The sequence below is a fragment of the Ruegeria sp. BI7 genome (assembly GCF_056537925.1).
Map to the genome: position 1 here is coordinate 1,224,655 of NZ_JBQFSK010000001.1, position 14,394 is coordinate 1,239,048.

The window sequence follows — 14,394 nt, forward strand, 5'->3', positions numbered from 1 at the left end:
AACGCGCCAAGCCCCGCGATAGCCAGTGGCCATGCTTTCTGTTTTCGATCAGGGGCCGCCTCCGGCCTGCCCCGCACCATTCAATCTGGCCGCGCACGTTCTGCGGCACGCGGATGACCACCCGGACAAAACCGCCTTGTCGGTTTTAGGCAATGACGGGGCGCGGGATTGGACCTATGGCGTATTGAAATCGGCCATTCTGGGCACCGCTACCGGGCTGTTGAAGACCGGATTGAATCCCGGGGACATTGCATTGATGCGACTGGGGAATACGGTTGATTTCCCCATCGCCTATCTTGGGGCCATAGCTGCCGGGGTCGTGCCGGTTCCCACCTCGTCACAGCTGACTGAGCCCGAAACCGCGCGCATTATTTCTGATCTGCAACCCACAGCCATTCTGCGCGACCCAGCCGTCGCCTGCGCCAATCATCCGTTGCAGATTACGCTGGACGATCTGTCGGGGATGCGCGCACTGCCCCCTGCCGAGTTCCAACTCGGCGACCCGGACCGGTTGGCCTATGTCGTCTATACCTCTGGCACTTCTGGCAAACCACGCGCTGTGGCCCATGCCCACCGCGCCATCTGGGCGCGCCAGATGATGGTGGATGGCTGGTACGGGTTGCGGGATACGGACCGCCTGTGTCATGCCGGGGCGTTCAACTGGACCTATACTCTGGGCACCGGGCTGATGGATCCCTGGACGATCGGCGCGACCGCGTTGATCCCCGAACCCGGCACCGACTCTGATGCCCTTCCAGAGCTGTTAAGACAACATCGGGCAACGATCTTTGCCGCCGCGCCCGGCGTGTTTCGCAAATTGCTTAAATCCGCCGGTGATCTGCATTTACCGGACCTGCGTCACGGCCTGTGCGCAGGCGAAAAGCTGTCGCGGCACCTGCATGCGCAATGGAGCGACCTGACCGGGACAGAATTGTACGAAGCCTTCGGTATGTCCGAATGTTCGACCTTCATCTCGTCCAGCCCTGCCCATCCGGCCCGGGGCGAGTCGTTGGGGCAACCTCAACCGGGTCGCCGGGTGGCGATATTGGGGCCGGACGGACCGGTTCCGCGTGGCCAAGAAGGTACCATTGCCATCCACCGATCCGACCCCGGTCTGATGCTAACCTATCTGAATGCACCTGACGAGGCCAAGGCCCGCATGCAGGGCGACTGGTTTCTGACCGGTGATCAAGGGGCCATGGCGGTTGATGGGCAGATCACCTATCTGGGCCGCGACGACGATATGATGAACGCGGGTGGCTATCGCGTGTCCCCGGTCGAGGTTGAGGCCGCCCTAACCAAATACCCCGGCATCACGCAAGTGGGTGCGGCGGCGGTTGAGGTCAAACAGGACACATATGTGATAGCAGCCTTCTATACCGGGCCGGAAAAGCTGGACGAAGACACCCTGCGCACCTATGTCGAGGCAAATCTGGCGCGCTACAAACAGCCACGCGCGTTCATTCACCTGCCCGAGCTGCCAACCGGTGGTAATGGCAAACTCCTGCGTCGGGCGCTCCCGGCCTATTTCAAGGCGAATACACCATGACCCAGACCGTCAAACTCGACATCATGTCCGACCCGATCTGCCCATGGTGCTATATCGGCAAAACCCATCTGGACAAAGCTCTGGCCGCTATTCCGGACCACCCGTTCGTTATCGAATGGCATCCGTTTCAGTTAAACCCCGACATGCCGAACGAAGGCATGGATCGCCGCGAATATCTGGAGCGCAAGTTCGGCGGCAAAGACGGTGCCGTGCGCGCCTATGCCCCGGTGGTTGAGCATGCGCAGAATGCCGGGCTGAGCATCGACTTCGAAGGGATGAAACGCACACCTAACACGTTGGACGCGCACCGCCTGATCCACTGGGCCGGGATCGAGGGCAAGCAAGACGCAGCCGTAAACGCTCTGTTCGATGCGTATTTCGTGCAAGGACGTGATATTGGCGACCACGAAGTGTTGGCCGATATCGCCGACTGTATCGGCATGGACGCAGCTGTGGTATCGAAACTGCTGAAATCCGACGCTGATCGCGAGGATATCCGCACCCGCGACACCCATTCGCGACAGATGGGGGTAAATTCTGTTCCTACCTTCATTGTGGCCAACCAGCACGCGGTTCCGGGCGCACAACCCCCTGAAATGTGGGAAAAAGTAATCGGTGAGATTATGTCTCAGCTTGAGGCTTCCCCTGCAAAATAGCACAGGTCCCTGTGCAGCCTGCCCCCTAGCGCCTCCTGAAAAGCCGTGATAGCGCAATCAGGTCAGGAGGGCGCCATGGCCAATCGCATGTCTTCGGGAGAGTTCATCGCACTTGTCGCAATGATGTTTGCGACGATTGCGTTTTCGATCGACTCGATGCTGCCTGCTTTGCCCGAGATCGGCGCGCAGCTGAGCCCCGATGATATCAACGACGCTCAGTTGATCCTGACCTCATTTGTTCTGGGCATGGGCATCGGTACATTCTTTGTGGGTCCATTGTCCGATGCGTTTGGGCGCAAGCCAGTGATCTATGTCGGCTCGGCGTTTTACATCTTGTCGGCAGCCGTGGCCTGGGCCAGTTCTTCGTTGGAACTTCTACTGTTCGCGCGGGTAGCGCAGGGCATCGGCTGCGCCGCGCCGCGTGTGGTCGCCATGGCGATCATCCGAGACTTGTACTCGGGCCGGGAAATGGCGCGGATCGTCTCTATCGCCATGATGATCTTTACGCTGGTGCCCGCCGTCGCCCCGATGCTGGGGGCCGGAATGATCGCCATCGCGGGATGGCGTGGCATCTTTGTTTCGTTCATCCTGTTCTCGGTGATCACCGTGATCTGGCTGGGCCTGCGCCTACCAGAATCGCTGAGGCCGGAAAACCGTCGCCCACTGCGCCTGCCCTTGATGACCGCGGCCGCACGCGAGATGTTCGCCCATCCCACGGTGCGCGTATCAATCTTTGTGCAATCCCTTTGCCTTGGCATGTTATTCACCATGCTGACCATGGTGCAGCCAGTTTATGATGTGATCCATGACAGCGCCGACAGCTTCCCGTTTTGGTTTGGCTTTGTGGCTTTGATGGCGGGGTCCGCCAGCCTGTTGAACGCCGCGCTTGTGATCCGCGTGGGGATGCGGCGGCTGGTGACATGGGCCCTTGGCGCGCAGATCGCCATCACGATTGGCGTCATCACGCTGAACATGATGCCGCTTTCGGCCAATCTGAACTTTGCGGTGTTCGTCTTCTGGCAGACCTCGATCTTTTTCATGGCTGGCATGACGATGGGCAACCTGAACGCCATTGCGATGGAGCCAATGGGCCATATTGCCGGTATGGCAGCGTCGGTCATCGGCGCGTTTTCGACCGTTCTGGCCGCCGCTATCGCCGCCCCGATCGGTCAAATGTTCGATGGCTCGCTATATCCGCTGACCACCGGCATTCTGGTGATGAGCGTGACCGGTTTCGGGCTTATGCTGCATATGGGCCGGATCGAAAACAGACTACCTGCCTGACCTGTGCAGCCCGGGTGAATCACGCTAATCTTTCCCCGACCCGAGGGGAGATTTTCAATGAGCGACTATTACGATCTGGGCACATATTCCTGTCCAGTCAGCACGACCTCAGCCGAGGCGCAGCTTTGGTTCGATCGGGGGCTGGTTTGGACCTATGGCTATAACCATGACGAGGCCGTTGTCTGTTTCCAGCGCGCTGCCGAGCATGACCCGGATTGCGCTATGGCCTATTGGGGCATCGCCTACGCAGCCGGCCCGAATTACAACCTGCCTTGGGATTTACGCGACGAGCGTGGTCAGCAGAAAGCGCTTGCGCAAGCCTATGACGCGACACAGCAAGCGGTAGCCCTGTTGGACACCTGCACCCCCGTTGAACAGGCACTGATCCGCGCCCTGCCCGCTCGTTACCCTCAGCGCGATCCGATCCCGGATATGAACAGCTGGAACCACGATTTTGCAAATGCCATGCGCGCAGCCTTTGCCGACCAACCCGATCACTTGGACCTGCATACAATTTATGTTGAGGCACTGCTGAACCTCACCCCCTGGCAAATGTGGGATCTGAAGACCGGAAAACCGGCCGAAGGTGCCGCCACGCTTGAGGCGCAGAAGGTTCTTGAGGACGCGATGGCAAATGACCCCGCAGCCATGTCGCACCCGGGTTTGCTGCACCTCTATGTCCACCTGATGGAGATGTCACCGACGCCCGAAAAGGCATTAAAAGCCGGGGATGTTCTGCGCACGCTGGTGCCGGATGCAGGCCATCTGGTGCATATGCCCACCCATATCGATGTGCTGTGCGGGAGCTACCACAACGTCGTTTATTGGAACGAACAGGCCACCATAGCCGATCTAAAATATTACGAGCGCGAAGGCGCGTTCAATATCTACACTGGCTACCGTCAGCACAATTACCATTTCGCCATCTATGGCGCGTTGTTCCTAGGCCAGATGGAACCGGCACTACGCGCCAATCAGGGCCTGTGGGACACAACCCCCGAAGAGATGTTGCGCATCGAAAGCCCGCCCATGGCGGATTACTTCGAAAGCTACATGTCCATGGGGCCGCATATCCTGATCCGCTTTGGCCGATGGGACGAGGCAAAGGCGCTGGAACTGCCCGCAGACCCCGACCTCTATCGCACGTTAACTGCCACCATCCACTATGCTCGCGCCATCGCCCATGCTGCAACCGGTGACGTCGCCGAAGCCGAAGCTGAGGAACAACTGTTCCTGTCGGCCAAGGCCTGCGTGCCCGAAACACGCCTGCTACACAACAACCGCGTCGTTGACCTGCTTGAAATCGCGCGGGAAATGCTGAGTGGAGAGATTGAGTATCGCAAGGGCAACTACGATATCGCCTACGCCCATCTGCGACGCTCGGTCGAGTTGGATGACACGCTGCCCTATGACGAACCATGGGGCTGGATGCAGCCAACCCGCCATGCATTAGGGGCGTTGTTGTTTGAACAAGGTCACGAAACCGAGGCTGAAGCGGTCTATCGCGAAGACCTTGGCTTGGGCGGCACCCTCAGCCGTGCTTCGATCCATCCGGACAATGTTTGGAGCCTCAAAGGTCTGCATGACTGCCTGAAGGCGCGCGGCGAAAGTGTTGAAATCGCTCAAATCAAACAACGTCTTGATTTGGCTCTGGCACGTGCCGACCGCGCGGTCGGAGCATCCTGTTTCTGCGCCCAAGCCGCGATGAGGGCCGCCGAATGAAATACGCGCTACTGCTGGCTGCCGTGATCTGCGGCCCTGCCGTTGCCGACCGTCAATCTTTTCCGCCGGTCGATCAAGCCGACCGTGATCCGTCTCTGGTGACTTTTCGTGAGGCGTTATTGGCTCAAGTGTCCGCTCGGGATATCGACGCGGTGGTCTCGGCGGCTTGCCCCGACATCTACCTAAGCCATGGCGGCGACGGCGGCCCCGAGGAATTACGTTCCAATCTGACCCTCGACCCGAAAGCCCTGTCGGAAGAACAGCGTGAAAACGCGGATGCGTTACGCGCGCAATACTGGTCTGACCTGGAAACCACTTTGTCTCAGCCCGGTTACTTCGACGAAGAAGGCGAGTTCTGGATGCCGCATCAATGGCAGATCACCCTGCCCGCCTCGCTGGACCCAGAGTTGGCGTTCTTTGTCAAAGGTTCCGATGTATCTCTACGTCAAAGACCGGATCGCAACTCGTCCATTATAAGCCTGATCAGCCACGAAATCGCGATTATACGTGACTATCAAGACGGTGCCGAATATCAGCGCGTCCTGCTGACGGACGGCACGCAAGGTTATATGCACGCCGATTTTCTTTGGCCCATGACCGGCCACCGTGCCGCGTTCGTCAAGTCAGACACGGGCGACTGGCAGTTGTGTACTTTTGTCAGCGGAGACTAGACCTTCGCCTTTTTCTTCTCGGCCACAACCTTTTCCGCCAGATCACGAGCGATGGCAAAGGCACCCTTGATCTTGTCACTGTCCTTTTTCCAGTCGCGTCGCACGACGATCTTGTTGTCCTTGACCTTGGCCAGCCCGCGCTGGTTCTGGATGAACTCGACCAACCCCTGAGGCGAGGCAAACTTGTCATTGTGGAACTGGATCGTCGCACCCTTTGGTCCGCCGTCCAATTTGGCAATGCCCGCACGTTTGCACATCGCTTTGATACGCACGACCAGCATCAGGGTGTTCACCTCTTTTGGCAGCGAACCAAAGCGGTCAATCAACTCGGCCGCAAAACCTTCAAGTTCAACCTTGGTCGAAAGCGAGGACAAGCGGCGGTACAGCCCCAGGCGCACATCCAGATCGGGCACATAATCCTCGGGGATCAGAACCGGGACGCCCAGATTGATTTGCGGGGCCCACTGGTCGTCTGCGTCCGATAGACCCTCCATCTCACCGGCTTTGATTTTGGCAATCGCCTCTTCCAACATGGATTGGTACAGCTCGTAGCCCACGTCTCGCATCTGGCCCGACTGTTCCTCGCCCAGCAGATTGCCGGCACCGCGAATGTCCAGATCCTGCGATGCCAGCGTGAACCCCGCCCCCAGTGTATCAAGAGAGCCTAGAACCCGCAGGCGTTTCTCGGCGGTGGCCGTCAATCGCTGGCGCGGTTTGGTGGTCAGATAGGCATAGGCGCGGGCCTTTGATCGCCCCACCCGTCCGCGGATCTGATAAAGCTGCGCCAGACCGAACATATCCGCGCGATGCACGACCATTGTGTTGGCCGTCGGAATATCCAGCCCACTTTCCACAATCGTCGTTGCCAACAGCACATCATACTTCCCGTCATAGAAGGCATTCATGCGGTCATCGAGTTCGCCCGCCGCCATTTGCCCATGCGCGACAACGTAAGTCAGTTCCGGTAGTTGGTCCTTCAGGAATTCCTCAATCTCGGGCAGGTCCGAGATACGCGGGACGACATAGAAACTTTGCCCGCCGCGATAATGTTCGCGCAGCAGCGCCTCGCGCACCGTGACCGCATCGAATTCGCTGACATAGGTGCGGATGGCCAGACGGTCGATGGGCGGCGTGCCGATGATTGACAAATCACGCACACCTGTCAGCGACAATTGCAGCGTCCGCGGTATCGGCGTCGCGGTCAGGGTCAGCACATGAATGTCCGAGCGCAGTTGTTTGAGGCGCTCTTTGTGACCCACCCCGAAATGCTGTTCCTCATCGATGATCAGCAGCCCGAGGTTGTTGAACCGAATCCCCTTGGCCAGCAGCGCATGGGTGCCGACCACGATGTCCACTGTGCCTCGCGCCAACCCATCGCGGGTTTGTTGCGCCTCTTTCGCCGATACAAAACGCGACAGCTGCCGAACCTCAAGCGGGAATCCCCGGAACCGTTCCTTAAACGATGCCGCGTGCTGTCGGGCCAGCAGCGTCGTAGGGGCCACAACGGCCACCTGCACGCCCGACATCGCGGCGACAAAGGCAGCACGCATGGCGACCTCGGTCTTGCCAAAGCCGACATCGCCGCAAATCAGACGATCCATTGGCGCGCCCGAGTGCATATCTTCCATCACATCGGAAATCGCGCGCAGCTGATCATCAGTTTCCTGATACGGAAAACGCGCGCTGAACTCCTCCCACGCATGGGGCGGCGGGTCCATCACCGGAGCTTTACGCAACGCCCGCTCAGCAGCGATGCGGATCAGCTTGTCCGCCATCTCGCGAATGCGCTCTTTCAGCTTGGCCTTTTTGGCCTGCCATGCACCGCCGCCCAAACGATCCAGAAGACCTTCGTCGTGACCGTATTTCGACAGCAGCTCGATGTTTTCGACCGGCAGGTACAGCTTGGACTGTTCGGCATATTCCAACAAAAGGCACTCATGGGCTGCGCCCGCCGCCGTCACGACCTCCATCCCCATGTAGCGGCCAATCCCGTGGTCCACATGCACCACAAGATCGCCGGGTGATAGCGATTGGGTTTCGGTCAGGAAGTTCTCGGCCTTTCGGCGTTTCTTGGGTTGGCGGATCAGGCGGTCGCCCAGAACATCTTGTTCAGCGATCACCGTCAGATCCGACGTTTCGAACCCATGCTCCAACGCCCATACAGCCAGGTGCAGCCCGCGTTTACCGACGCGAGTGCCGTCGGAAACGGGGATCGCCTCAGCCAGACCTTCGTCTTCGATCAATCCGGTCAGGCGTTCACGCGCACCTTCGGAATAAGACGCGATCAGGACCGGCCCTTTGTCCATCTTGTCTGTGATATGACTGGCCAGCGCGCCAAAAAGGCTGATGCTTTCCTGCTGTCGTTCGGGTGCAAAATTCCGCCCGATCCGTCCACCAGCGTCGATCACGCCGGGGCCGCTGGCCTGCGGCAACGGACTGAATTGCAAAACGCGCCGATCACCCACCGCCTGCTCCCATGCAGCATCGTCCAGATACAACAATCCGGGCGGCGTAGGTTTATAAACCGTGTCCATGCGCGAGCGGTTTTCCAGTGCCAACCGCCGAGTTTCGTACTGATCCTCAATCGATTCCCACCGGGCCAAGCGCGTGGGCGTGACCTGATCGTCCAACGAGATCGTGGCACCAGGCAGATAGTCGAACAGCGTTTCAAGCTTTTCGTGAAAAAACGGCAACCAGTGTTCCACGCCTTGATGCTTGCGGCCAGCGCTGACCGCCTCGTACAGCGGATCATCGGTGCCCGCCGCGCCGAATTCGATGCGATAGTTCTGGCGGAATCGTGTGATGGCGGCGTCATCCAGAATGACCTCGGACACCGGGGCCAGTTCAACCACGTCCAGCTTTTCAGTCGTGCGCTGCGACACTGGGTCAAACCGGCGCGCACCGTCCAGCACATCACCGAACAGGTCCAGCCGAACCGGGCCGGATTCGCCCGGAGGGAAGATGTCGATTATGCCGCCGCGGATCGCGTAGTCTCCGGGCTCCATAACCGTCGGGCTTTGCGTGAAACCCATGCGCACCAAAAAGTTCCGCAATGCTGTTTCGTCGACACGGTGGTTGACCCGGGCAGTAAACGCGGCCTCACGCAGCACTTCGCGCGCTGGCACTCGTTGGGTCGCGGCGTTTAGCGTGGTCAGCAACACAAACCGTTCGGGCATCTGATGCACCAGCGCGGCCAGTGTTGCGACCCGCGCCGCAGCGATATCCGCGTTCGGCGACACCCGGTCATACGGAAGGCAATCCCAGCCGGGGAAGACGAACACCGGCATGTCCGGGGCGAAAAAGGCAAGTGCTGCGCGCATTGCCTCCATCCGCTTGTCATCTCGCGCGACGTGGCAAACCGGCCCGGCGGATCGCGTGATCTCGTTCAGGACAAGCTGTGCGTCAAACCCCTCAGGGGCGCCGCCGACTGTTACGTGGTTCGGAGCCGTCATTGCCTCGCCTTTCCGAATTTCCTACCCCAGAACACCAATCGAAAAGTTCTGATACATGCCCCAAAGCGACGTGATCAAGATCGAGATCATGCCGATAATCTGCGTATAAATCCGGCAGCGGGTCAAAATCTTACCGGTAAATTCCAATGTCCCGTCGCCGGCCTGCAGCTTTCGCGCCGCCGAAATGTTGATCAGCATCACAATACAGACCGGGAATAACAACAAGAACACAGCCTGCGCGAATTCAACCCCGTAAACGAACCCAAGCATCGCCAGACCGGTAAAGATGAAACAGCTCAACCCGAGAATGGCCAGCCCCGATACCTCAACGATATACAGTATCCGGTTTCTGTTGATCCGCACGATGTCCAGAAAATCACGCTCGGCTTCACCGCCGACACGGCGCGCGCGCACCAGCAGATCATAGGGCACACCCAGCGTCCAGTGGCTTGTGGACGACCACAGCACGGCCAGCCCGATCCAATACCACAGATTCGAAAAGCTGCGCATGTCGATAATTTCGAAAAGCGTAGAGAATAAGTCCAAGCGTCAGCCCTTTGTTCACTGTCCTTAGGGGCCTTCACTGCGCAGGCGCGACCATCGTTACCCTTGAGACCACGTGGAATTCATGCCACCCAATGCGGGAATATTCAAGGAGAGCGCGACATGAAGCCGACCATCGCCCCCTATCCCCTGACCCGTTTCCGCCGGGCGCGCCAATCTCAGGCCGTGCGCGGCCTTGTTCGGGAAAATACGCTGACCACAGATGATTTGATCTGGCCGGTTTTTGTGCGCGACGGCGAGGGTGTGGAGGAGCCCGTGCCCTCGATGCCCGGTGTGATGCGCCGGTCGGTGGACCTGATAGCCAAGGCCGCGGTTGAGGCGCAGGCGTTGGGAATCCCAGCGATCTGCATCTTTCCCTATACCGACGCCAACCTGAAAACCGAGGATTGCGCCGAGGCCTGGAACCCTGACAATCTGTCCAACCGGGCCATCCGCGCCATCAAGGCCGCAGCCCCGGATATCGCGGTAATGACCGATGTGGCACTGGACCCGTACAACATCAACGGTCACGACGGCTATGTCATCGATGGCGAAATTGTGAACGACAAGACGATCGAGGCGTTGGTCAGGATGACGTTGGCTCAGGCTGAGGCAGGTGCCGATATCATCGGTCCGTCCGACATGATGGATGGGCGGATCGGTGAAATGCGCCGGGCGTTGGAATCTGCTGGGCACCAGAACGTGATGATCCTCAGCTATGCCGCGAAATACGCCAGCGCCTTTTACGGACCCTTCCGTGATGCGGTCGGTGCTTCGGGTGCGCTTACGGGCGACAAGAAGACCTATCAGATGGATCCGGCCAATTCGAACGAAGCCCTGCGCCTGATCGAACGCGACCTGACCGAAGGTGCGGATATGGTGATGATCAAGCCCGGCATGCCCTATCTGGATATCTGCCGACGGGTAAAGGACACCTTTGGCGCGCCGACATATGCCTATCAGGTGTCGGGTGAATACGCGATGATACAGGCCGCGGCACGGAACGGTTGGATCGATGGTGACAGGGTGATGCTGGAAAGCCTGTTGGCCTTCAAGCGCGCTGGCTGCGACGGCATCCTCACCTATTTCGCCCCACAGGTCGCGCGCGCCTTGCAAGGCTAATGCCCCCAATTGTCGCAATTTTTCGCCGATTGTGATTCGCTGTCACTCAGCTTTCCCGTGACACGCGACGGCAATCGGCGTATTCTTGCACATAAGATCGGGAACACCCGACATATCAGGCAGTCATACAGAGAAAAAAAGACATGAGCAGTTCCAATGCACCCCAACTAAGCCGTCGCGGCTTTGCCTTTGGCATGGCCGGTTTGACGGTAACCGCAGCTTGTGGCAACGGCGTGGGTAACACCAACGCCGCCACCATCGACGCACGCGTCGATGCCACACTAACCGAAATGTATGCGAAATATCCCAACACGGTTGAGATCGCAAACAAAGCCAACGGCATGTTGATCATGCCCCTGATCACCGACGCCGGATTAATCTTCTTTGGTGGCGCCTACGGCCAAGGCGCCTTGCGCATTCAAGGCGCAACGGTTGATTACTATTCTGCAATTTCCGGAACCGCCGGCCTGCAAATCGGCGCGCAACAATATGCACATGTCCTGTTCTTCATGACCCAGGACGCACTGAACGATTTCCGCCGTTCCAGCGGATGGACTGCCGGTGCCGATATTGGCTATGTGGTTGATGCAACTGGAAACTCCCTGTCCACTGACACAACGACTCTGCGTTCGCCTGTGCTGGCGGTGGTATTCGGCCAAGCCGGTTTGAAATTCGGCGCCACTGTCGAAGGCACCAAATACACGCGGATCATTCCTTAAACATCGGACTACCACTCCCCCCTCATTAGTCCCCGCCACAGGTTCCCAGCTGCGGCGGGGTTTTTCATTTATAGCGCTGTAAACACGAATATTCCCGGGCTGTTCCTCTTTCGGTCGATCCAGCCATCATCTAGTCTGACCTCAATCGGAATAGGATCAGGATTGTAGGCCGCAGATGGGATTTGTTTTTCGCTGGCTCGTACGCATTACAACGGGTCTGGTCCTGCTGGCTTTGGCCGCTGTGGCATTGGTGTATTTCCTGGCGAGCCAGTCCCTGCCGGATTACGATCAAACGGTCGAGGTTCGGGGGCTGAACGCCCCGGTCGAGATCATCCGCGATACCGCCAATGTTCCTCATGTCCTGGCCGAAAATGACCCGGATGTGTTCTTCGGTCTGGGCTATGCCCATGCGCAGGACCGTCTGTGGCAGATGACGGTCATGCGCCGTACCGCCCAGGGGCGCCTGTCGGAAATTTTCGGCGCGCGTACCGTCCACATCGACAAGCTGCTGCGCCGACTGGACCTTTACGGTCTGGCCCACCGCTCGGTCGAGGCCCAGGACGATTACACCAAAGCCGCCTTGCGCGCCTATGCCGCCGGGGTGAACGCGCGGCTGGATGAGATCAACGAAGCCGCCCTTGGCCGTGGTGCGCCCGAGATGTTTTTGTTCAACGCGCCCGTTTCGCCCTGGCAACCGGGCGATAGCATTGCGGTGATCAAGCTGATGGGTCTGCAACTGTCCGGCCATCTTGAGGACGAAGTGCTGCGTGCCCGTACTTCATTAATGTTGAACGATCCGGCGCGGTTGACCGATATCCTGCCGAATGTGCCGGGGGCCGGTATTGCTGCCCTGCCAGAATATGCCGCTTTGTTTCCAGGGCTGCCCCGTTACGCCCGCGGCACGCCTATGCCCGACACGCCGCTGTCGCCTTTTCCGAAACGAGGATTGGCCGGAGCGTCCAATGCCTGGACCGCCGCGCCCTCACGCTCGGCCAGTGGAGGAACGTTGTTGGCCAATGACCCTCATCTAGGGTTCACTGCCCCCGGTGTCTGGTATCTGGCGCGGCTGGAGTTGGCCAAAGGTGGCGTGATTGGTGCAACTATTCCCGGCGTTCCTGCCATCATGACCGGGCGCAGTGATCGTTTGGGCTGGGGTCTGACGTCGTCCTACCTGGACGATCAGGACGTACATATCGAGCAGTTGAACCCCGACAACACCGAGGAATACCTGTCGCCGGATGGCTTCAAAAAGTTCCGCACCCGCCCCTCGATTATCGAGATCAAGGACGAGACCCCCATCACCCTGACCCTGCGTTGGACGGAAAATGGCCCGGTCCTGCCTGGAAGTCACTACAATCTGGAAACGATCACGCCTCCGGGTCATGTCGCCTCGTTGTCTTGGACGGCGCTCAGCCCGCGCGACACGTCGATGACGGCGTCTATGGCCCTGATGAATGCCGACACTGTTCGCGAGGCCATTGATGTGGGCGAGCTGTTCATTTCGCCCTCGCAAAACCTGTCGCTGGTCGACAAGGACACGATCGGTCTGAAATTGATTGGCGCAATGCCCAAACGCGACCTGCGCAACCAAAGCCGTGGCCGCATCCCAACACCCGGTTGGCTGGCCGAAAACCTCTGGCAAGGTCGCCTGCCCTATGCCGACAATCCCGAATTCGTGGCCCCCGCAGGTGGTATTCTGGGCAACACAAACAACAAGATCATCGACCGCCCCTTCCCCTTGCATGTCTCGTATGAATGGGGCGACACCCAGCGCGTTCATCGCTGGGAACGCCTGATGCAATCGCGCGAGGTTCACACGCGCGACAGCTTTATCGAGGCGCAACTGGATACCGTCAGCTTTACTGCCCGCTCATTGCTGCCGCTGATCGGCGCGGATCTTTGGTTTACCGGCGCATCCGCCCCCGAAGGCACCCCGGAACGTCAGCGCCAGATCGCCCTGTCCTTGCTGGCCGAATGGAACGGTGAGATGAACGAGCACCTGCCCGAACCGCTGATCTATGCCGCGTGGCTAAGGGCGCTGCAAATACGTCTGATCTCGGACGAGCTGGGCCCACTGGCCGCCGAATACAAACATGTCGAGCCGCTGTTCATCGAGCGCGTCTACCGCGACATCGATGGCGCGTCGGTCTGGTGTGACGTCCGTCAAAGCGCGCCCTCTGAGACCTGCACCGACATGGCGCGGCTGGCGCTGGACGATGCGCTGATCTGGATCGCTGAAAACTATGGAACCGCACTGCAGTCCCTGCGCTGGGGCGATGCGCATCAGGCAACACACGATCACCCGGTTTTGGGCTCGGTTCCGGTTTTACGGTTCTTCGTCAATATCCGGCAATCCACAAGCGGCGGCGACAATACCCTACTGCGCGGGCGTACCTCGGGCGAAGGTAAGGACCCGTTTCAGAACGTACATGGCGCAGGTTATCGCGGTGTTTATGACTTTGCGGACCCGGACAGCTCGGTCTTTATTACGGCAACCGGCCAGTCGGGCCATTTCCTATCGCGCTATTATGATGATCAGGCTCAACTATGGCGGCGAGGCGAGTATATCCCGATGTCACTGGACCTGGATTTGGCGCGCGCCGCGGCCGTCGGAGTAACCACCCTGATCCCGCGCTGAATTCCGCTGTTTCGGCAAGACCTTGCCCCCTGCTACCC

10 protein-coding genes are annotated in these 14,394 nt (G+C 59.1%); 8 read left to right on the forward strand and 2 right to left on the reverse strand.

Annotation, left to right across the window (positions count from 1 at the left end; all coding sequences use genetic code 11):
- Window positions 1-31 precede the first annotated feature (31 nt).
- The 5 genes from ACR0JB_RS06110 to ACR0JB_RS06130 all read left to right on the forward strand — a co-directional run bounded on the left by ACR0JB_RS06110 (window position 32) and on the right by ACR0JB_RS06130 (window position 5,882).
- Window positions 32-1,549: a class I adenylate-forming enzyme family protein gene (locus tag ACR0JB_RS06110; RefSeq protein ID WP_170395956.1), complete on the forward strand. Its 1,518-nt coding sequence runs from the start codon at window positions 32-34 to the stop codon at window positions 1,547-1,549.
- The gene (locus ACR0JB_RS06115) at window positions 1,546-2,205 is read left to right on the forward strand and encodes a DsbA family oxidoreductase (protein WP_480789751.1); all 660 of its coding nucleotides are present in this window, start codon (window positions 1,546-1,548) and stop codon (window positions 2,203-2,205) included. Before ACR0JB_RS06110 ends, ACR0JB_RS06115 begins: the two co-directional genes overlap by 4 nt.
- A gap of 75 nt (window positions 2,206-2,280) precedes the next feature.
- Entirely contained in the window at window positions 2,281-3,489 is a 1,209-nt protein-coding gene (locus ACR0JB_RS06120) for a multidrug effflux MFS transporter (protein ID WP_170395960.1), read from the forward strand.
- Between the two features lie 57 nt (window positions 3,490-3,546).
- Window positions 3,547-5,211: a tetratricopeptide repeat protein gene (locus ACR0JB_RS06125; RefSeq protein ID WP_170395962.1), complete on the forward strand. Its 1,665-nt coding sequence runs from the start codon at window positions 3,547-3,549 to the stop codon at window positions 5,209-5,211.
- Window positions 5,208-5,882, forward strand: coding sequence for an SH3 domain-containing protein (locus ACR0JB_RS06130; RefSeq protein ID WP_480789752.1), 675 nt, complete (start codon window positions 5,208-5,210; stop codon window positions 5,880-5,882). The genes ACR0JB_RS06125 and ACR0JB_RS06130 overlap by 4 nt, the downstream gene beginning before the upstream one ends.
- Here the strand turns inward: ACR0JB_RS06130 and mfd are convergent.
- Both mfd and ACR0JB_RS06140 read right to left on the reverse strand, forming a co-directional pair.
- Entirely contained in the window at window positions 5,879-9,334 is a 3,456-nt protein-coding gene (gene mfd / locus ACR0JB_RS06135) for a transcription-repair coupling factor (protein WP_170395966.1), read from the reverse strand. The two genes, ACR0JB_RS06130 and mfd, sit on opposite strands and share 4 nt — an antisense overlap.
- Window positions 9,335-9,355: 21 nt before the next feature.
- On the reverse strand, window positions 9,356-9,880 hold the full coding sequence (locus tag ACR0JB_RS06140) for a component of SufBCD complex (protein ID WP_170375562.1): 525 nt from the start codon (window positions 9,878-9,880) through the stop codon (window positions 9,356-9,358).
- A 120-nt stretch (window positions 9,881-10,000) separates the two neighbouring features.
- Here ACR0JB_RS06140 and hemB point away from each other — a divergent pair, with 120 nt between their 5' ends.
- From hemB to ACR0JB_RS06155, 3 genes are all read left to right on the forward strand, one after another.
- Window positions 10,001-10,999, forward strand: coding sequence for a porphobilinogen synthase (gene hemB, locus ACR0JB_RS06145; RefSeq protein WP_170395968.1), 999 nt, complete (start codon window positions 10,001-10,003; stop codon window positions 10,997-10,999).
- A 143-nt stretch (window positions 11,000-11,142) separates the two neighbouring features.
- Entirely contained in the window at window positions 11,143-11,718 is a 576-nt protein-coding gene (locus ACR0JB_RS06150) for a lipid-binding SYLF domain-containing protein (RefSeq protein ID WP_170358718.1), read from the forward strand.
- Between the two features lie 175 nt (window positions 11,719-11,893).
- Window positions 11,894-14,356 (forward strand): penicillin acylase family protein, encoded by a 2,463-nt coding sequence (locus ACR0JB_RS06155; RefSeq protein WP_170395970.1) that lies wholly within the window; start codon window positions 11,894-11,896, stop codon window positions 14,354-14,356.
- The last annotated feature ends 38 nt before the right edge of the window (window positions 14,357-14,394 follow it).